The organism is Shewanella sp. Koi 1 (assembly GCF_052907445.1).
In genome coordinates, this window is sequence record NZ_JBREJM010000001.1 from 3,602,848 (window position 1) to 3,621,635 (window position 18,788).

17 protein-coding genes and 7 tRNA genes are annotated in these 18,788 nt (G+C 48.2%); 7 read left to right on the top strand and 17 right to left on the bottom strand.

Translation table 11 applies throughout. The features are described from left to right. Positions 1 to 32: 32 nt before the first annotated feature. From secF to ACUZ8J_RS15950, 7 genes are all read right to left on the bottom strand, one after another. Positions 33 to 917, bottom strand: coding sequence for a protein translocase subunit SecF (secF, locus tag ACUZ8J_RS15920; RefSeq protein WP_446694333.1), 885 nt, complete (start codon positions 915 to 917; stop codon positions 33 to 35). A gap of 2 nt (positions 918 to 919) precedes the next feature. Further along, on the bottom strand, positions 920 to 2,794 hold the full coding sequence (gene secD, locus ACUZ8J_RS15925) for a protein translocase subunit SecD (protein ID WP_446694334.1): 1,875 nt from the start codon (positions 2,792 to 2,794) through the stop codon (positions 920 to 922). A gap of 377 nt (positions 2,795 to 3,171) precedes the next feature. Beyond that, a complete protein-coding gene (locus tag ACUZ8J_RS15930; RefSeq protein ID WP_446694954.1) occupies positions 3,172 to 3,699 on the bottom strand; it encodes a hypothetical protein in 528 nt (175 codons plus the stop codon). A 316-nt stretch (positions 3,700 to 4,015) separates the two neighbouring features. After that, a complete protein-coding gene (greA, locus tag ACUZ8J_RS15935; protein ID WP_446694335.1) occupies positions 4,016 to 4,492 on the bottom strand; it encodes a transcription elongation factor GreA in 477 nt (158 codons plus the stop codon). A gap of 246 nt (positions 4,493 to 4,738) precedes the next feature. Next, positions 4,739 to 5,557 carry a DUF4198 domain-containing protein gene (locus ACUZ8J_RS15940; RefSeq protein ID WP_011716132.1) on the bottom strand — a complete coding sequence of 273 codons (819 nt, stop codon included), beginning with the start codon at positions 5,555 to 5,557 and terminating at the stop codon, positions 4,739 to 4,741. 29 nt (positions 5,558 to 5,586) lie between these two features. After that, positions 5,587 to 6,099, bottom strand: a complete 513-nt coding sequence (locus tag ACUZ8J_RS15945; protein WP_446694955.1) for a DUF2271 domain-containing protein — start codon at positions 6,097 to 6,099, stop codon at positions 5,587 to 5,589. A 16-nt stretch (positions 6,100 to 6,115) separates the two neighbouring features. After that, the gene (locus ACUZ8J_RS15950; RefSeq protein ID WP_446694336.1) at positions 6,116 to 6,712 is read right to left on the bottom strand and encodes a PepSY-associated TM helix domain-containing protein; all 597 of its coding nucleotides are present in this window, start codon (positions 6,710 to 6,712) and stop codon (positions 6,116 to 6,118) included. Positions 6,713 to 7,116: 404 nt separating this feature from the next. Between ACUZ8J_RS15950 and ACUZ8J_RS15955 the strand changes: the two genes are divergently transcribed. Continuing rightward, positions 7,117 to 7,752, top strand: a complete 636-nt coding sequence (locus tag ACUZ8J_RS15955; RefSeq protein WP_446694956.1) for a hypothetical protein — start codon at positions 7,117 to 7,119, stop codon at positions 7,750 to 7,752. 287 nt (positions 7,753 to 8,039) lie between these two features. Here ACUZ8J_RS15955 and ACUZ8J_RS15960 read toward each other — a convergent pair. The 10 genes from ACUZ8J_RS15960 to ACUZ8J_RS16005 form a co-directional block, all read right to left on the bottom strand. Continuing rightward, positions 8,040 to 8,114, bottom strand: a tRNA-Gln gene (locus tag ACUZ8J_RS15960). 35 nt (positions 8,115 to 8,149) lie between these two features. Then, a tRNA-Leu gene (locus ACUZ8J_RS15965) sits at positions 8,150 to 8,234 on the bottom strand. Between the two features lie 83 nt (positions 8,235 to 8,317). Then, positions 8,318 to 8,394: transfer RNA gene (locus tag ACUZ8J_RS15970), tRNA-Met, on the bottom strand. Position 8,395: 1 nt separating this feature from the next. Beyond that, positions 8,396 to 8,470, bottom strand: a tRNA-Gln gene (locus ACUZ8J_RS15975). Positions 8,471 to 8,492: 22 nt separating this feature from the next. Further along, positions 8,493 to 8,567: transfer RNA gene (locus ACUZ8J_RS15980), tRNA-Gln, on the bottom strand. Between the two features lie 47 nt (positions 8,568 to 8,614). Further along, a tRNA-Leu gene (locus tag ACUZ8J_RS15985) sits at positions 8,615 to 8,699 on the bottom strand. A gap of 54 nt (positions 8,700 to 8,753) precedes the next feature. Further along, positions 8,754 to 8,830, bottom strand: a tRNA-Met gene (locus ACUZ8J_RS15990). A 209-nt stretch (positions 8,831 to 9,039) separates the two neighbouring features. After that, entirely contained in the window at positions 9,040 to 10,131 is a 1,092-nt protein-coding gene (gene ychF, locus ACUZ8J_RS15995; protein WP_133178631.1) for a redox-regulated ATPase YchF, read from the bottom strand. A gap of 138 nt (positions 10,132 to 10,269) precedes the next feature. Further along, positions 10,270 to 10,857 (bottom strand): aminoacyl-tRNA hydrolase, encoded by a 588-nt coding sequence (pth, locus tag ACUZ8J_RS16000; protein ID WP_446694337.1) that lies wholly within the window; start codon positions 10,855 to 10,857, stop codon positions 10,270 to 10,272. Positions 10,858 to 11,024: 167 nt separating this feature from the next. Continuing rightward, complete coding sequence (locus ACUZ8J_RS16005) at positions 11,025 to 12,251, bottom strand: FAD-dependent monooxygenase (protein ID WP_446694338.1); 1,227 nt, start codon at positions 12,249 to 12,251, stop codon at positions 11,025 to 11,027. 350 nt (positions 12,252 to 12,601) lie between these two features. Between ACUZ8J_RS16005 and ACUZ8J_RS16010 the strand changes: the two genes are divergently transcribed. The 6 genes from ACUZ8J_RS16010 to lnt all read left to right on the top strand — a co-directional run bounded on the left by ACUZ8J_RS16010 (position 12,602) and on the right by lnt (position 18,786). Continuing rightward, positions 12,602 to 12,934, top strand: a complete 333-nt coding sequence (locus ACUZ8J_RS16010; RefSeq protein WP_446694339.1) for a hypothetical protein — start codon at positions 12,602 to 12,604, stop codon at positions 12,932 to 12,934. Between the two features lie 139 nt (positions 12,935 to 13,073). Further along, complete coding sequence (gene miaB, locus ACUZ8J_RS16015; protein ID WP_023268293.1) at positions 13,074 to 14,498, top strand: tRNA (N6-isopentenyl adenosine(37)-C2)-methylthiotransferase MiaB; 1,425 nt, start codon at positions 13,074 to 13,076, stop codon at positions 14,496 to 14,498. Between the two features lie 264 nt (positions 14,499 to 14,762). After that, positions 14,763 to 15,827, top strand: a complete 1,065-nt coding sequence (locus ACUZ8J_RS16020; protein ID WP_446694340.1) for a PhoH family protein — start codon at positions 14,763 to 14,765, stop codon at positions 15,825 to 15,827. Further along, positions 15,817 to 16,278: an rRNA maturation RNase YbeY gene (gene ybeY / locus ACUZ8J_RS16025; RefSeq protein WP_446694341.1), complete on the top strand. Its 462-nt coding sequence runs from the start codon at positions 15,817 to 15,819 to the stop codon at positions 16,276 to 16,278. The genes ACUZ8J_RS16020 and ybeY overlap by 11 nt, the downstream gene beginning before the upstream one ends. Positions 16,279 to 16,317: 39 nt before the next feature. Then, on the top strand, positions 16,318 to 17,193 hold the full coding sequence (gene corC / locus ACUZ8J_RS16030; RefSeq protein WP_446694342.1) for a CNNM family magnesium/cobalt transport protein CorC: 876 nt from the start codon (positions 16,318 to 16,320) through the stop codon (positions 17,191 to 17,193). 42 nt (positions 17,194 to 17,235) lie between these two features. Further along, positions 17,236 to 18,786: an apolipoprotein N-acyltransferase gene (gene lnt, locus ACUZ8J_RS16035; RefSeq protein WP_446694343.1), complete on the top strand. Its 1,551-nt coding sequence runs from the start codon at positions 17,236 to 17,238 to the stop codon at positions 18,784 to 18,786. Positions 18,787 to 18,788 lie beyond the last annotated feature (2 nt).

Here is an 18,788-nt window from a genome sequence, read left to right on the forward strand (position 1 = left end):
ACTCAAGCGAGTGGCCGTTTTGTTTTCAGCACTTAAGGCGTGTCGGTGATGACTTGCACTTTATAATGCTCTGGCGTTAATCCCAAAAATTCAGGCAATGAAGTCCCGACCGATATCGATGAGAAAGTACCAGTTAAGATGCCGATAAACATGGCTATCGAGAATCCTTCCAACGGCCCACCACCCATGATCCATAACGCTCCGACCGTCATTAAGGTGGTTCCCGAGGTCACCATAGTACGGGAAAATGTCGCGACAATCGCTTGGTTGTTAATCTCTTGGATAGCAAGCTTTGGCTTAGCAATCAATAACTCCCGGATCCGGTCGGCAATAATGATCGAATCATTGAGCGAATAGCCTAAAATCGCCAACACGGCGGCGAGCACGGTTAAATTAAACTCCATTTGGGTTAATGAGAAAAAGGCGAGTACAAAAATCACGTCGTGCACCAGTGCAAATATCGCACCTGAGGCGAGACGCCATTCGAAGCGATAACTCAGATACCCTAAAATACACAGCATGGCCACCAACAAAGCAAGACCGCCCTGCTCCGCTAACTCTTTACCCACTTGCGGGCCGACAATACTGGTGTTCAGCACTTGCACCTCACCTAGTGGCGCTAAGGTTTGCGCAATATCAACATTACTTTGTGCAGTGTCTGCATAGCGCAATACCCAACGTCCGGGCTCACTGGCCGAAATCACCGTCACCTCTTGCTGATAAGCCGCGTTCAATAGCGGTTGCAGCTCGCTGCTGGTGATCCGTTTATCGAGCTGAACTTCGGTCACCACACCGCCCGTAAAGTCTAGGCCCCAGTTAAAGCCTTTCATCCCGATGATAGTGAGTGAGGCCAGCATTAAAAAGATAGAGATAGCGCTCGAAATATAGCGCCATTTAGTCAGATTGAGATTCTTCATAGTTATACCCTCACATGGCGGCGCGCATCACGCCCATACACTAGGTTGATTAAGGCTCTTGAGGCAAAAATACCGGTAAACATACTGGTCAGCAGACCTAAACCTAAGGTCAAAGCAAAGCCTTGGATGGGGCCATTACCGATGGAATAGAGCACAACCGCGGTGATCATAGTGGTGAAGTTAGCGTCGAAAATGGTTGAAAATGCACTGTCAAAGCCAGTGTCGATGGCCAGAGCGAAGCTGCGCCCCTCTTTCAACTTGTCTTTAATCCGCTCGAAGATCAGTACGTTGGTATCGACCGCCATGCCGACTGTTAACACCAGACCGGCAATGCCTGGTAAGGTCAATACCGCGCCGGGGATCAATGCCAACAAACCAAAGAGAATAACCATGTTGGCAATCAAGGCCACATTGGCCACCCAACCAAGACGGCGGTACCAGAGCGCCATAAACAGCAAGGTGATTCCCATGCCAAGGCCGAGCGCAGCAAACCCGTTTTGAATGTTTTCGGCGCCAAGGGTCGGGCCAATGGTGCGCTCTTCAACGATTGTCACAGGCGCCGTCATTGAACCTGCACGTAGCAGCAGCGCTAATTGTTGCGCTTCTTGATAGGTCCCTGCACCAGTGATACGGAAACGATCACCTAGTTGGGATTGAATGGTCGCGACGCTAATGATCTGTTGTGTTTGCTTAGCTTTGCCCTGCTCATCCCGGCTATATTCGCTGTAGGATGTTGCCATCGGCTTACCGATATTGGCGCGGGAGAACTCCGACATTTTTTGGCCGCCGATACGGTCGAGGTGAATGTTCACTTCGGCCATGCCCATTTCGCCAATATTAGCGCGGGCATCGACAATATGATCGCCGCCCAATACAGGCGTACGCGCCACATAAACAGGATTGCCAGATTTATCCTTCAGTACCTGTGCGTTCACTGAACCCGATTCTTTGACCTCAAAAAAGGCCAGGCTTGCGGTCGCACCAATCACGTTTTTCGCTGCAGCGGGGTCTTGGACACCGGGCAGCTCAATACGAATACGGTGTTCGCCCTGACGCTGCACTAAAGCCTCAGTGATACCCAGCTCCTCAATCCGGCTACGCATAATTTGCAGGTTTTGCTGCACGGTTAAATTACGTAACTTGATTTGCTCTTCTTGAGCGAGTTTCACCACTAAGCCATTATCCGCATTGGTTAATTGCCAAGTCGGGTAGCTTTGCTGCATAAACTGGCGAATGGTTGAGCGTGCGTTATTGGTGGATTGAGCCGCGTCATTAAATGCAATTGCGATTTGTAACCCTGCGTCATCGCGCGTGCTATCAATACGCACACTGGCGCCGCGAATTTGCTGGTCACGCAAAAACTGCCTAAGGGACTCGACTAATGCATCGGCCTGGGCTTGATAGACGGGCTGCACATCCACATCCAGCAAAAATTGCACCCCGCCGCGTAAATCGAGCCCGAGTTTAATCGGTTCAAAGCCCATATTTTGCAGCCAACTTGGCGCAGCACTCACCAGTGCCAGCGTGAGTTCTTTCGGCTCACTGACCATGGATGACACTAAGGTCTTCACTAAGGTTTGCTCGCTGTCATCATTGAGTACAATAAGGGTTTGCCCGTCTTCTGAGCTGTTGGCGTTGCCATGTTGGGCATGCTTAACTTCGATACGCTTAACATCAACGCCCTGCGCCTTTAATTTATCCCGCAGTTCGATGGGGGTTAAATTAAGCCCCGCTTTAGCGCCCACCTGCACGGCGGCATCTTCTCCATACCAAGTCGGTAAGGCGCTAAATAACATCACGATAATCGTGACGATAAGCACAACGTATTTCCAAGCTGAATAATGATTTAGCAGCTTTTTACTCTGAATTTTATCCATAGATATCACTCGCATGATATTGCCCGCTCTAATAGCCAAATGCTGCGCAAATAGTGCTAATAAACATGAGCGAACAATCACTGTATTACGGTGAAACCTGTAAACACGGATCCCACAAGGAGTACGCTTAACGCGAGCAAACTCAGTGGTGATAACCGATTAAAATCCGTCTAAACCGAATGGATTTAAATCCCATGCGATTTAGTCGCACCTTCGGCGTACACACCGCAGGCTTTGATGCTAGGTTATCGGATACAGGTTTCGGATGACAAAATGCAAAGTTAATCAAAGACATCCCTAACGACCTCTGGTTCAGATGATGAACTCAAACGGTAGTTATGGATAAGCCTTGCTAACTTGCTACAGGGAGCGGTGAGTTAAGCGGCTTGCTGACTAAAGCGATATTGGAGATTGGAGACTTTCCAGCCGGAGATCCGCGCTGGTGAAGATTCGGCTAAGAGAGTCCAATCCGGGCGAGCATCGAGGCGAATATTTTCCCCTAATGCGGGCGCAGGCTCTGGTTCGAACTCAAAGGCTAACAGGTAAACAGGCTTCACCTCACGCATATCATGCTGAACAAGATTGATAAAACGCTGGGAGTTAGCCGGAGCAAAATTAAAATCATCCGAGTGACTGACTAATTCAGACTCTGAGCAATCGGTGGCTTGTGCCTTATCTGAATCGGTACAGACAGCTTGGCTATCGCTCACCGTCGATTGTGCCGTTGAGTGATGTGATGTTTTGCTCTGTTGCGCGGTGAGTGACGGCGTATCCGCGGTAGACGCAGTTGTAACTACCGTTGTCGCTACCGTTTTAGGCGCCAGATGCAGTTGCTGGGCGGTTAAGCTGCGCGGCGCATAGCCACCCGCATGGGCGATCAAGATGATCGACACACAGAGTAACATTAATCCTTGGCGCCAGTGCTTAATCAAACTCAGTTCCTAATTGGATACACGCAACTTTTACGTGATGAAATATTTGCAGAAGAAACAACACTTTTTTGGATAGCTTTCATAAAGAACCTTGATGAATGCATAGAAAGCTCCAAACATGCAGCTTAGGTAACCGCCGCCTCAGAGGCAAATTAAACTTTATCCATCTTGCTTATTTATGCGCCAAGGACACTGATGTTGCAGTGCCTTTGGTATAAAAAAGGCCATAAAAAAAGCCGCACTAGGCGGCTTCTTATCGGTAAATAATCGAGTCTGGTGAGACCAAGACTTAGATGTATTGCACCGAAATAATTTCGTAATCGGTCAAGCCACCTGGGGTTGCGATCGTCACTTCATCACCTTCATTCTTACCCACTAAACCACGGGCAATCGGAGAGTTGACTGAAATCAGGTTTTCTTTGATGTTAGCCTCATCGTCGCCCACGATACGGTAAGTCACTTCCGCATCAGTATCCAGATTGAGGATAGTCACAGTGGTACCAAAAATGATACGACCATTGTTCGCCATCTTAGTCACGTCGATGATCTGCGCGTTAGAAAGTTTGCCTTCAATGTCACGGATACGCGCTTCACAGATCCCTTGCTCTTCACGGGCTGCGTGATATTCCGCGTTTTCCTTCAGATCGCCTAACTCTCTCGCTGAGGCAATCGCTTCAGTGATTTTCGGGCGACGTTCAAACTTGAGCATATCTAACTCTTTACGCAGCTGTTCTGCACCGACAACTGTCATAGGAACCTTAGTCATAACTTCTTTCGTCTCCTTTAAAACAAAAGCAACCCGTGCCGACGCTAAAGGTCAACACAGTAAAATCAGGGTGGAATTGCGCTATTCTAATCGTTATGCGCTTGGGATGCATCAAGAACTATGCACCAGTGCAGCTTACTGAAGCTCACGCTCAGATGCTAGTGCCAAAGTATAATAGTGCGAACTTAAGTGGGGCAAAATGCCCACAAATAAATTTGTGGGCATGGGGAGCGTTAAAGCATGCGCTTATTCAAGCCCAGCTTCGAAGGTCAAAAAGATTTCGCTAACTGTTTTATCGGCAAGAGATTTATCAGGACTTGGACGTTCGATTGAAGCATGCAGCAGATAACGACCAGCAGCTGGCAGCGTCATCGCCACTTTACCTTCTTTATCCGAAGTTAAACTGATTTCTTCCGGCTTGTTACGGTACAGGCTGCCATCCTTCATGATCGCCACACTCACGCCTTCGACGGGCTTACCATCGTAAACAAACTGCAGTGTTGCGGGTTCATTTTCAACGATATCAGCGGGATGGGTAATAGGCACCAATTCCAAGTATTCACCTTTCGGTGCTAATACCTTATCGGTGGGTTTGTTGCGGGTCACATAGGTTTCGACCCGCGCCACATTTAATGAACCTTTTAGCTCATAGGCATCCTTTGGCATCACGGCCGCTGTCGCTTTTTTATCGAGTCGACTGCGAACCATGCCTTCTTTACCTTTGATTTTATAAACAGAAAAGTATCTCGGTGTGACTTCCTTTTCAAACTTATAGGTACCATCTTGCAGTAATTGCACGTCGAAAACCGATTTACGACCGCCAGTGTAGCTTGAACTTGGGGAGCTTGGCTTGCCATCGGGTAAGTACACTCGTACATCGCTGGCGGTGACCGGTTTATCAAACATAAAGACTTGGTTACTGGCAGACACATCCGAGGTGATCCACACCGCCTCTTGGCTTTCGGCCGAGACGTTATAGTGGCTAGGTAAAATCCAGCGGTCATGGCTGCTCGCCAATGGGCTGATGCAGAGCGCGCTAACTAAGGCAAGTAAACGTAGTTTCATCTTCATATCCTTTCAGTATAGTGTCGTGCTTAGCGAGTCATACCGCTTAAGCGAATATCAATCACGCCAGTTTCAGTGGTCGCTGGTAGTTGGGCGGAAAAATCCCCCGCCGTTAAATCAATATTTTGTCTCACTAGGTCACGCCCGCCGTGCTCGCGTACCACTTCAATAAACACTGTGTAGGAGGCAGGAGTCAGCGGTTTTCCCGCATCATCCGTTAAGTCCCAATCAATTTTGTAATGGCCTGCAGGCTTGGTCGCCGAGGCGATACCGTCTACAAAGCTCATATCTTCACGCCCCGCCTTTCGCCACCAACGGCGAATGTCCTTAAGCCATTTATGGCCCTCGTCCCATACCCATAGGCTTAAGGTTTTAACGGTTTGGCCCTTGGCATCCTCAACCCACACTGCCACATAGGGTCTGTGATACTGACCCTCAGTAATTTCAGGTAAGGTCAAATCAATGGTCATTTTCGGTGCGGCAAATACCGCTGAACTCACAAACAACGCACCGATGGCGCTGGTGCGAATAAGCTGACGCATCATTAATCGGTTCTCCCTATGGAACAAAATAGACATACACAAGTGCGCAGCCTGAACTGACAAGCACCATATACAACAAGGATTTTTTCAATCGTTTCGTTTGAGGTAGTAGCAAATAGGCGCCAGTGAGTGAAAAGAGAATAATCAGCAAGGAGCAGAGATCTAACACCCAAGCCCAGACAATCCCAGTATTGCGCCCCTTGTGCAGATCGTTCAGCACCGCAATAACGCCATAATCTAAGGTCTCAACATAGGCTTTGCCGTCGAGCAGATCTAAGGTGACGGTGCGATACGTGCCAGGGCCTTTATTCACTAGGCTTATCTCATCCTCATCAATATCGGCAGTACCGATATCCATATCCCACTGGCTTTTTAACCAATGCCCCGCCGCTAAACGCCACTCAGGCTCCTGTGGCGCAGCTGGTATCAAGTAGTTAGGAATATCAAACTGTTCACGTCGCGGTTCTTGATCCGCTGAAGAAAACCAATTGGGGTGGTTTAAGGTGATCCCAGTAATAGCAAAAAACAGCATTAACAGCAGCAGTGCCATAGAGACATAAACATGAATAATCCGAGCGAAGGAAAGCGATGATTTACTGACTTTTAATTTCAATGACTGACTCTCAAGAAGGGATATTAGGCGAGCGCCTAAATCGCCACCAACCGTTAGCTAATAGCCTGTATTAACAAAAATTAATGGGATAGAGATTAAATGATATTTATTATCAACAAACCCAAATTTACATTCTTTACATCTCAAGTACGGTATAACGGCAAGGTTGATGGGAAATATCGCAAACTCACAGTGTGAAAAAAGAAGCGGGGAACACAGAAACAATTGTAAAATCAATATAAATTCAATTAGATAAATCTTTACCTTTTACCTTCTAATCTCAGTAAAAATTTACTTATTCACCCCTCTCGTTTACAGAATTGCAATCGGCTACAATCCGCCGCCGGCGACTTGCTGGTACTTCCAAAGGAAATATCATCTTGAGTACAACTCTGCTCAAAAAAATGCGTTGCCTACATATTATCTGGCTCGCACTAATGCTTAATGCCTGTGTTGCCCCACTGCTGTTGATGTCACCCCAAGGTCAACTCATGTGGGCACTGCTAAAACCCCTTGTCGGATTAAATCCAAATGACGTGGGGCTGTTCGAACAGCCACTGATTAAAGATCGGATGAAGGCCCTGCTAGGTGACAACTACGAGACCACAGTATCGCTGCTGAAAACCGCCGATAAAATCCAGCAGGAAGGTCCGCTGTTTTATATGGTATCGACCTATACGCCAGTGCCGGAAATGGCCGAAAAAGCAGGCTTTGTATGGAACTCAGAAACCAACCAAATGGCGGTGATGTTGCTCACGGGTGGCTCGCCAAAAATTATCTCTGAGCAATTTACCGATCAGGCTGAGAAACTGGTACCAAGCTGGCCTAAAGAACTGGCTGACTACACAGATCCACAAAAACTACAGCAAAAGGTGATAGCTGCAGGCACAGAGAAACTTCAAGAACAAGTTCCAGCTGCTGCGCCCCTGAAAGCGGTTGCCACAGGCGATGTAAAAGCGACACAGGAAGCGGTGCTTGAAAAGGCGGTGAGTGAAGTTGCAGCTCCCGCAGCGGTCAAAGAAGTTAAACCCGTTCAATAATAACTAATCAACGCTCGGCGAACGTTTTAGTCGCACTTCACTTTTGTCGGTGTCAGCCACAGTGTTTATTCAGCACTGTGGCTTTTTTATCTCAATGAACACCCATTAAGCACATCTTAGCCATTAGCACATAGCCAAAATTCAAGGCTTGCGCTAGTGATGCCATAGCACGCTAACGATATCGGAAAAGAAGATTGGAAAATAACGAAGTAATGAGAGAGTGACTCGATAAGCACATACAAAAGACAGAAAGCAAAAAGCCCGTCGTAGGACGGGCTTTTTAACTATGGCTGGGGTACTAGGATTCGAACCTAGGTATGCCGGGATCAAAACCCGGTGCCTTACCGCTTGGCGATACCCCAATTAACTTGTCATCAACCTAAAGGTTGCATTTTGATGGTACGGGAAGAGAGACTTGAACTCTCACACCTCGCGGCACCAGAACCTAAATCTGGCGTGTCTACCAATTTCACCATTCCCGCATCAAAATCTACCAGATTGGCAAACAAAGGCGTCTCTGGATTTTTACCAGATAAATCAAATTGATTTAACGTGGATTTAAATATGGTAGCAATGGCGGGACTTGAACCTGCGACCCCAGCATTATGAGTGCTGTGCTCTAACCAGCTGAGCTACATTGCCATGGCTGGGGTACTAGGATTCGAACCTAGGTATGCCGGGATCAAAACCCGGTGCCTTACCGCTTGGCGATACCCCAAAAACTGAGAAACATGAAATGATGGCTGGGGTACTAGGATTCGAACCTAGGTATGCCGGGATCAAAACCCGGTGCCTTACCGCTTGGCGATACCCCATCACTAACTTGTTTCACACATCCGCTAACGCCGATGTTTAAAAATAATGGTACGGGAAGAGAGACTTGAACTCTCACACCTTTCGGCACCAGAACCTAAATCTGGCGTGTCTACCAATTTCACCATTCCCGCACTGCTTCAAGTTGACATCCTGAATTGATGCTAGCAAACGCTAGGATAACGAAATGGTAGCAATGGCGGGACTTGAACCTGCGACCCCAGCATTATGAGTGCTGTGCTCTAACCAGCTGAGCTACATTGCCACTTCGTTATTGCGCGCCCCTCGTAGCGAGGAACGGGGCGTATTATGCTTATTCGAGGTATCGAGGTCAACAGCTTTTTTTCGCTATTTTCCTCGAGGCAAACCGTTCGGCTATTACTTCACCAAACTGAGCAACAGATGCGCTAAATCAACCTCTGTTGCCCGTATTTTGCCTTACTTTCTAAAGCTTAGCCCTTTTTATCAAAGCTGTTATACGTTAAACAGGAAGTGCATTACATCACCGTCTTGAACAATGTATGTCTTGCCTTCTACACGTAACTTACCCGCTTCTTTGGCGCCCGCTTCACCTTTATAGGTAATAAAGTCATCAAATGCCATTACTTGAGCACGAATAAAGCCACGTTCGAAGTCGGTGTGAATAACGCCCGCCGCTTGTGGTGCCGTCGCGCCTACAGAAACGGTCCAAGCACGCACTTCTTTTACACCCGCTGTGAAGTAAGTTTGCAGGTTCAGCAATTGGTATCCAGCGCGGATCACGCGGTCTAACCCAGGCTCTTCTAACCCGAGGTCAGCCATAAACTCATCACGCTCTTCGGCCTCCATTTCAGCCAGTTCTGACTCAATGGCGGCACACACAGACACGACAATGGCATTTTCTTTTTCAGCAATGGCACGTACTGCATCTAAGTGTGGGTTGTTTTCGAAACCATCTTCAGCCACGTTAGCGATGTACATGGTTGGCTTTAAGGTTAAGAAGTTTAAGTAAGCAACGGCTTCTAATTCTTCCTTAGACAGATCCATAGAACGCAACATATGGCCTTCATCGAGGATGGGGCGCATCTTCTCGAGAACATCCACTTCAAACTTAGCGTCTTTGTCGCCGCCCTTAGCACGTTTTTGTTGGCGGATCACCGCACGCTCTAAGCTGTCTAAGTCGGCTAATGCCAATTCAGTATTGATGACTTCGATATCGCGCGCAGGGTCAACACGGTTAGCTACGTGGACAATGTTGTCATCTTCAAAGCAGCGCACCACGTGACCGATAGCATCGGTTTCGCGGATGTTAGCAAGGAACTTGTTACCTAAACCTTCACCTTTCGACGCACCCGCTACTAGACCAGCAATATCCACGAATTCCATAGTGGTTGGCAATACACGTTGCGGATTTACAATCGCCGCCAGTGCGTCTAAGCGTGGATCCGGCACAGGTACAACGCCAGTGTTTGGCTCGATGGTACAAAACGGGAAATTTGCCGCTTCGATGCCAGCCTTAGTTAACGCATTAAAAAGCGTTGATTTACCTACGTTAGGAAGACCAACAATGCCGCATTTAAAACCCATATTCTTACCTTTCTCTCGATGATAGGCTGGCGAGTCACACTCACCAGCAAGTTTATAGTCAGCCTGCCCTTAGGCAGTACATTGATTAATTCTATTGTCTTGTGTTCGCCGTCCTTTCGCGGGCCGCGAGCACTGGGCTTACTCCGCTTTAAAGGAGTGTAAGCGAGTCATGGCTTTCACCATGTCCTCTTTAAATAGCACTTCAGTGGAGCGTACAGCTTCATCCACGGCGGCGTTGATCAGCTCTTGTTCTTTGGCTGGCGCCTTACCCAGTACGTAACCACTGACTTTATTCTTATCGCCAGGATGGCCAATCCCAATCCGTAAACGGTAGAAGTTTTTATCATTAGCCAGTTTAGCAATAATGTCTTTTAAACCGTTATGGCCACCATGACCGCCACCGAGTTTAAATTTAGCCACCCCTGGCTGCATATCCAACTCATCGTGGGCCACTAGAATTTCTTCAGGCGTAATACGGAAGAAATTCGCTAAGGCCCCCACGGCTTTGCCGCTTAAGTTCATATAAGTGGTTGGGATCAGCAAACGCACATCTTTGCCATGCAATACGGCTCTGGCGGTGAGGCCAAAATACTTGCTGTCAGGCACTAAGCTGACACCACAGATGCGGGCCAATTCTTCCACATACCAAGCGCCCGCATTATGGCGAGTCTGCGCATATTCGGCGCCCGGATTGGCAAGACCTACGATTAATTTAATTTCGCTCATGACACTCACTAATGGCACTCAATACTGTGTTAATTGGTCGATGGCAAAGCGCACATGGACGACCATCTTGAGTTAATAATGCCGCTTATGCTCGTTAAAAACGCGGCATTTTAGCACTCAATGCGTAAGTCAACAAATGCCGAGTGAGTCAGCACTAATGATGCGGCCTAATTGAGGCCCATCGCATACTTCAGCACGGTTCGCTTGATGGGGGAGTTAATATTGGCCAGTTTTAACGCGCCGTTACGCAGTAATTTAAGCGGCAGAATGTCGTTACTAAAGCCTGCGTAAAACACATCCATGGTCGTCATCATCAGTTGATTATCGCGATAACGTTTAGCTTGATAGGCATTTAAAACCTCGGTGGACCACCAAGGTTTATCCTCGGTTAATGCAGTCTTGATGACCGCCAGTAAGGCTTCTACATCTTTAAAGCCGAGGTTAACCCCTTGGCCCGCCAACGGATTAATGGTGTGCGCCGCATCCCCTAAAATCACCACATTCGGCTTAAAATAGGCATTCGCGTGGCGGCGCGTGAGGGCAAAACTGCCTTTGGCTTCAACGGTAAAGTCACTGTCTAAGCGAGCGGGAAAATGCTGGCGGATTTGGTCGGCAAGCTGCTTATGATTCAGCTGCATTAACTGTTTAATGCGATTGGCATCGTCATACCAGACTAACGACGCATGATTGCCGGGTAGAGGTAATAACGAGCGCGGGCCGTTAGGGGTAAATTGTTGCCAAGTGACATCTTGTTGGCCTTGAGCGGTTTGGATATTAATCAGCATCGCCGATTGGGCATAGTCCCACCCCGAAATACCAATTCCCGCCCATTGGCGCACCTGCGAGTTGGCGCCATCGGCCCCGATGAGCAGCTTTGCCTCAAGCTTGATACCGGATTGTAAGTGTACGCTCACACCGTCTGCGAGGCGCGAAAATGTCGCCACACGCTCGGGGCAAAACAATTTAATCGCATCCCATTGCTGCATTTGCTCCCACAGGGCGAGTTGCACCAAACGGTTTTCAACAATATGGCCTAAATGGCTCGCGCCAATTTGTGAGCTATGGAATTGAGTAATGCAGCCATCAAGCTCCCAGGTTTCTAAGCCCAGATAAGGCACATTACGCATGTTAAGCAGACTCTCGAGCGCGCCGAGTTGTTCGAGTAACTGTTCGGAGGCCACGCTTATCGCCGACACGCGCACATCTAATGCCTGCTCAGGGGAATAAGCCTCGGGGGCAAATGATTCAATCACCGCCACCTGTAAGCCTTGCTTTGCCAGCCCGATAGCCGTTGCCGCGCCCACCATACCGCCACCGACAAGGATCACATCAAATTGTTGAGTATCTGTGGTTGTCTGGCTTGGTTGCTGTGTTTGGCTTATCACTTGGCTCATCTTAGTTACCACTCTTTAGAATTCTTTCCATTTATCTGACGCACTTTACTCTTAGCTAGAGCTCGAAATTAAGCCTCAAGCTTAAAAGCGCATCACGCTGATCGCGGGCATTGTATCAAAAGCATGTCAATTTCCGCTCAAAGGTGAGCAAATGTTGCTAGGGGCGCATTTGCTCACAGTTGCTTACAAAGGCAAGTTTTCACGCTTAACAAAGCCACTACACTCTAAAGCAACCCCGCGGGGATCTCAGGCGGTCTGCGGGATAAGCCGATTAGCATCTCACTTAGCGAGCCCTAGCCGTTCGGGACGAGTTACCAGTGAATCCACTTAATAGAGTTAGTGAGGATGTCATGAAAACACTCATCCACTTGCAGATAGCCAGTAGTCTACTGATTTGCAGCTCAGTCCTATTTAGTCATGCCTTGGCGGCAACGCCAGTGATGGAAACCATCACAGTCAGTTACCGCGACCCGCTCGATTATGCCCTATATCTACATACCACGGAAATGTTGAGCGTATTTCGACTCGAAATCCGTGAAGACATTAGCATTCAAGCCCGTAATAGCTTGTTAGAAATGGCAAATGCAGCTCAATTTAGCCAGCCATCCCTCGCACAAAACTCATCCGCTGAGATAAACCTAGCTTCTTTGTGGGTATCACAATCTCAGGGGATTGGCGAGTAAAAATGTGGACAAAGCTGGTCAGCAGCCATAACTGCGGGTAAAATGTCGCGCTATTTTTACTGGGCGGCCGGATTTGTCTGTAACAGGGCAAAGGCAGCTTGGGCACATATTTACTGGGCAGCGTAGGGCAACACAACTGATGAGCAAAAAACTCCATATTAAAACTTGGGGCTGTCAAATGAATGAGTATGACTCATCCAAGATGGCGGATCTTTTAGGCGAATACCAAGGTTACACCTTGACTGAAGAAGCAGAAGAAGCAGACATTCTACTGCTTAACACTTGTTCTATCCGCGAAAAAGCGCAGGAAAAGGTGTTCCATCAGTTAGGTCGTTGGAAAACCCTCAAAGATAAAAATCCCGATCTGATCATTGGTGTGGGTGGTTGTGTTGCATCGCAGGAAGGTAAGGCGATCAAAGACCGTGCTCAGTGCGTCGACATCATCTTTGGACCACAGACACTGCACCGTCTGCCAGATATGATCGACCAAGTACGCCGTGGCGAAAAGGCCGTGATCGACGTAAGCTTCCCTGAAATCGAGAAATTTGACCGTCTACCAGAACCGCGCGCCGAAGGCCCAACGGCGTTTGTGTCTATCATGGAAGGTTGCAGCAAGTACTGTTCATTCTGCGTGGTGCCTTATACCCGTGGTGAAGAAGTCAGCCGTCCATCGGACGATATCATCCTCGAGATTGCCCAACTGGCAGAACAAGGTGTGCGCGAAGTTAACCTGCTCGGTCAAAACGTTAACGCCTACCGTGGTGCAACCCACGACGGCGGCATTTGTACCTTTGCCGAGCTATTACGCTATGTTGCCGCTATCGATGGTATCGATCGTATTCGCTTCACCACCAGTCACCCGATTGAATTTACGCAGGACATTATCGACGTTTACGAAGATACTCCTGAATTAGTGAGTTTCTTGCACTTACCTGTGCAATCCGGTTCTGACCGCATTCTGACAGCAATGAAGCGTGGCCATATGGCGATTGAGTACAAGTCAATCATCCGCCGTCTGCGCAAAGCCCGTCCTGATATCCAAATCAGCTCTGACTTTATCATTGGCTTCCCAGGCGAAACCAAAGAAGACTTCGCCGATACCATGAAGCTGATTGAAGATGTAGGCTTTGACCACAGCTTTAGCTTTATCTACAGTGCGCGCCCAGGTACACCTGCGGCAGATTTACCCGATGACGTTGATATGGAAGAGAAAAAACAACGTCTGGCGATTCTGCAGGACCGTATCACTCAACAAGCCATGCGTTACAGCCGCCATATGATGGGCACAGTACAACGTATTCTGGTTGAAGGCCCATCGGTGAAAAACCCCATGGAGCTGCGCGGCCGTACCGAAAACAACCGTGTCGTCAACTTCGAAGGCCTGCCAAAGCACATTGGTAGCTTTGTGGATGTCGAAATTGTCGACGTTTACACTAACTCACTGCGCGGTAAATTTATCCGCGGTGAAGATGAAATGGATCTGCGCCGCAACCTGCGCCCATCGGATATTCTGGCGAAACACAAACAGGATGACGATCTCGGTGTGACACAATTTAAACCTTAAGGGTTTAAAATTTAGCGAGTAGCACCTATATCAGGGCGACATGGTTTAATTAACCTCAGTGTCGCCCTTTTTGTTTTGTGTACTTTTGCCTTGTATTGAACAAGCTATTCAAAACCCTTGGGCTTAACGATTTTCCGTTAGCAATTATCCGCTATGGCTCGTAAACTGAGATTGTCTTCTGATTAGAGACTGCGATCGCAAACAGGCATCGCACTTGGCTTTTCACTCAGCACTTTGCTTGGTATTTGACAATAGGAGTACTATTTGTCCAGTAAATTAACCACAATGAATCTGTATCTCGAACCCGCAGAAACCCGCCGTTTGGCCTCGCTGTGCGGTCCATTCGATGACAATATCAAACAGATTGAGCGTCGCGTTGGCGTTGAGATAGTCCGTAAGAACAACCATTTTCAAATTACCGGACTGCCGCGTAACTGTTTAAGTGCCAATAACTTACTTAAGCAGCTCTATATCGAGACCCAAACGGTCAAGGGCAGCACGCCGGATCTCGATCCTGAACAAGTGCACTTGGCAATCCAAGAAGCCATCGCCTTAGAGCAGGACGATAGCGGTGATGATAAAGCCTTATTTATCAAAACTCGCCGTGGTGTGATTAAACCGCGTAACCCCAACCAAAGCACCTATGTGGCCAACATTGTGCGCCACGATATTACCTTTGGTATTGGCCCAGCGGGAACGGGTAAAACCTATTTAGCGGTGGCCGCCGCCGTTGATGCATTAGAGCGTCAAGAAGTGCGCCGTATTCTGCTCACCCGCCCCGCGGTTGAAGCAGGAGAAAAACTCGGCTTCTTACCCGGCGATTTAAGCCAGAAAGTCGACCCTTACCTGCGCCCACTCTATGATGCCTTGTTCGAAATGCTCGGCTTTGAAAAGGTGGAACGCTTAATCGAGAAAAACGTCATCGAAGTGGCGCCACTCGCCTACATGCGTGGTCGAACCCTAAACGATGCCTTTATTATTCTCGATGAGAGCCAAAACACCACAGTCGAACAGATGAAGATGTTCTTAACCCGTATTGGCTTTAACTCGCGTGCGGTCATCACAGGTGACATCACCCAGACGGACTTACCCAAACATGTTAAGTCGGGTCTGCGCCACGCCATTGAAGTATTAAGCCAAGTAGAAGAAATCAGCTTTAACTTCTTCGTGTCTCAAGACGTAGTGCGCCATCCTGTGGTTGCTCGCATCGTTGAAGCCTATGAAGCTTTTGATCGTAAAGAGCAGGCATTAAAGGCCGAAAAAGAACGCCGCGACTATCAACAAGCGCACCCACAAACGCAACCGGAAGTCTTAAAGCATGAGTCTTGATTTAGCCTTAGATGTGCAATACGCCACGGCGAGTGACTATCTCCCGAGCGAAGAACAGTTTGCCCTTTGGGTAAAAACCGCCATTGGTAACAGCATGGAACAGGCGGAGCTGACAATCCGTATCGTCGATGCCCGTGAAAGCCAAATGCTTAACAGCACCTACAGAGGCAAAGACAAACCGACCAATGTGTTGTCGTTTCCCTTTGAAGCGCCGCCAGAAATTGAACTTCCACTGCTCGGAGATCTTGTCATTTGTGCCTCAGTCGTTGAAAATGAAGCGCGTGAACAAGATAAAACCCTAGAAGCCCATTGGGCACACATGGTTGTACATGGTTGCCTACATCTGCTAGGTTATGATCACATTGAAGACGAAGAAGCCGAAGAGATGGAGTCATTAGAGACTCAACTCATTGAAAGCTTAGGTTTTACTGACCCATATAAGGAACAATAATTAACTAAGATGCCATTCATCAAAGTTAATGAGAACACTATGAGTGACGATATCCCCCCGAGTACGACCGCCCAAAAGAAAAGCTGGTTTGACAGAGTAAGTCAGTTATTTCAGGGCGAACCTCAAAATCGCGAAGACTTAGTTGATGTAATTGATGGCGCAGAACAGCGCGAACTGATATCAGAAGACACCCGCGAAATGATTAAAGGTGTATTAGAAGTTTCTGATATGCGTGTTCGGGACATTATGATCCCACGAGCTCAAATTGTCGCAATTCAAATCGACAATACCGTTGAAGAATTGCTCGCAACTGTTATCGGTTCTGGCCATTCTCGCTTCCCAGTGGTTAACGAAGATAAGGACCATATCGAAGGCATTTTACTGGCTAAAGATTTGATCCCTTATGGTTTCTCAAACAGTGAAGAACCCTTCTCCCTTGAGCGCGTGATCCGCCCAGCGGTCGTTGTGCCTGAGAGCAAACGCGTCGATGTGTTACTCAAAGAATTCCGCTCCCAGCGTTACCATATGGCGATTGTCGTCGATGAATACGGTGGCGTATCCGGTCTGGTAACCATTGAAGATATTCTCGAAGAAATCGTCGGTGAGATTGAAGACGAATTCGATCACGATAGCCCTGAAGACACTGAGATCCGCAAGGTCGGTAACACTGTCTACATGGTGAAAGCGTTGACGCCTATCGAGGATTTTAACGAAGAATTCAACACTCACTTCAGCGATGAAGAGTTTGATACCGTCGGTGGTTTAGTGTCCCATGCCTTTGGCCATTTGCCTGAGCGTAATGAGAGCATCATGATCGAAGGTATTGAATTTAAAGTTATCAATGCCGATACGAGACGCTTAATCCAACTTAGAGTTAAACTACCCGATCCCAAAACTGGTGAAGACGTAGAATAACCCTCTGCGTAAGAATAACGCTCAGTGTAAGAAGAATTATCCGTGCTAACTAACATTCGGGCTTTTGCCCAACAAAAGTCCCGACTGAGCGTATTACGGCTCGTGCTGGCGTTTATTTTAGGCGCCAGTACAGCGCTTTCCTTTGCCCCTTATTCCTTGTGGATTATCTATCCCGTCGCCATGGCCTTAGCCCTGTGGCTGAGTGGCTCCTTGACTCCTAAAGCCAGCTTCTTCCATTGGTTAAGCTTTGGTTTTGGCTGTTTTGCCGTTGGGATCAGTTGGGTGCATGTCAGTATGGACACCTTCGGTGGCCTCCCCTTGGCCGCCTCAGTGGGGCTAATGGCGCTGCTAGCCCTCTATTTAGCCCTCTATCCGGCCTTAACGGGTCTAGGTTTAGCGTGGTTGACCCGCACTAATACTCCGTCGCTATGGCGCAATCTATTACTCTTCCCCTCGCTTTGGGTCTTAACCGAATGGGCTAGAGGCTGGGTGATGACAGGATTTCCCTGGATCTGGGCCGGCTACTCCCAAACCCAAGGTCCATTAAAGGAACTCGCGAGTATTATTGGTGCCCTAGGACTTAGTTTCTTAATTGCGATACTCGCGGGCGCCTTAGCCCTGTGTTTTAGCAAGCGCTACAAAAGCCTGTTGGTTTTACTGCCCATCATAGCAGCTGCGGCTTGGGTTGCCCCAAAGCTAACGCAGATCCAGCCGACAGGCGAATCAGTCAAAGTTGCATTGGTACAGGGAAACATTCCCCAAAGTATGAAATGGGAACCCGAGGCGCTCTGGCCAACCCTATTGAAATACATGGATTTATCCCGTGAGCACTTCGACGCTGACATTATCGTCTGGCCAGAAGCTGCTATCCCGGCGCCAGAATCCATGGTGCAAGACTTTTTGGATAATGCTAACAAGGTTGCCAACCTTAACCACACTTCCATCATCACGGGAATTATTAGCCGTCAACAGAACGAGTTTTATAACTCTTTGATCGTGCTAGGTAACCATAATCAGAAGCAGCAAGATACGCCGGATTATGAGAGCGATGGCAGCAACCAGTTTAAGAAACACCATTTACTGCCTATCGGCGAGTTTGTACCCTTTGAAGCCTTACTGCGCCCGATTGCGCCTTTCTTCAATCTGCCCATGTCCTCTTTTGCGCGAGGCGACTATCAACAGCCAAATTTGAGCGCGGTAGGCCATAAAATTGCGCCAGCAATTTGTTATGAAATAGCCTTCCCAGAACAGCTGCGTGACAGTGTTAACCTCGGCACCGATCTGCTGTTAACCGTATCGAACGATGCGTGGTTTGGCACCTCAAATGGGCCGTTGCAGCATATGGAAATTGCCCAAATGCGCGCCATCGAATTAGGCCGTCCTCTAGTGCGCGCCACCAACAACGGCGTGACCGCGGTAGTTGATGAGAAAGGCAATATCACAGCTGCACTACCGCAATTCGAAACGGGCGTGCTAAGCGCGACGATTCCATTGGTCACAGGCCAAACTTGGTTTGCCAAAATCGGTCAAACACCGCTGCTATTGCTGTGTGGTGCGCTGCTATTAGTCGGGTTTATTCGTCGTAAAAAATAACA

What these genes read in the sequence shown, in the direction of transcription:
- ACUZ8J_RS15930 (WP_446694954.1), bottom strand. Translation starts at nt 3,699, where the DNA reads ATGTTACTCTGTGTGTCGATCATCTTGATCGCCCATGCGGGTGGCTAT.
- secD (WP_446694334.1), bottom strand. Translation starts at nt 2,794, where the DNA reads ATGGATAAAATTCAGAGTAAAAAGCTGCTAAATCATTATTCAGCTTGG.
- greA (WP_446694335.1), bottom strand. Translation starts at nt 4,492, where the DNA reads ATGACTAAGGTTCCTATGACAGTTGTCGGTGCAGAACAGCTGCGTAAA.
- ACUZ8J_RS15955 (WP_446694956.1), top strand. Translation starts at nt 7,117, where the DNA reads ATGCGTTGCCTACATATTATCTGGCTCGCACTAATGCTTAATGCCTGT.
- ACUZ8J_RS15940 (WP_011716132.1), bottom strand. Translation starts at nt 5,557, where the DNA reads ATGAAACTACGTTTACTTGCCTTAGTTAGCGCGCTCTGCATCAGCCCA.
- miaB (WP_023268293.1), top strand. Translation starts at nt 13,074, where the DNA reads ATGAGCAAAAAACTCCATATTAAAACTTGGGGCTGTCAAATGAATGAG.
- corC (WP_446694342.1), top strand. Translation starts at nt 16,318, where the DNA reads ATGAGTGACGATATCCCCCCGAGTACGACCGCCCAAAAGAAAAGCTGG.
- ychF (WP_133178631.1), bottom strand. Translation starts at nt 10,131, where the DNA reads ATGGGTTTTAAATGCGGCATTGTTGGTCTTCCTAACGTAGGTAAATCA.
- secF (WP_446694333.1), bottom strand. Translation starts at nt 917, where the DNA reads ATGAAGAATCTCAATCTGACTAAATGGCGCTATATTTCGAGCGCTATC.
- ACUZ8J_RS15945 (WP_446694955.1), bottom strand. Translation starts at nt 6,099, where the DNA reads ATGCGTCAGCTTATTCGCACCAGCGCCATCGGTGCGTTGTTTGTGAGT.
- ACUZ8J_RS16010 (WP_446694339.1), top strand. Translation starts at nt 12,602, where the DNA reads ATGAAAACACTCATCCACTTGCAGATAGCCAGTAGTCTACTGATTTGC.
- ACUZ8J_RS16005 (WP_446694338.1), bottom strand. Translation starts at nt 12,251, where the DNA reads ATGAGCCAAGTGATAAGCCAAACACAGCAACCAAGCCAGACAACCACA.
- pth (WP_446694337.1), bottom strand. Translation starts at nt 10,857, where the DNA reads ATGAGCGAAATTAAATTAATCGTAGGTCTTGCCAATCCGGGCGCCGAA.
- ybeY (WP_446694341.1), top strand. Translation starts at nt 15,817, where the DNA reads ATGAGTCTTGATTTAGCCTTAGATGTGCAATACGCCACGGCGAGTGAC.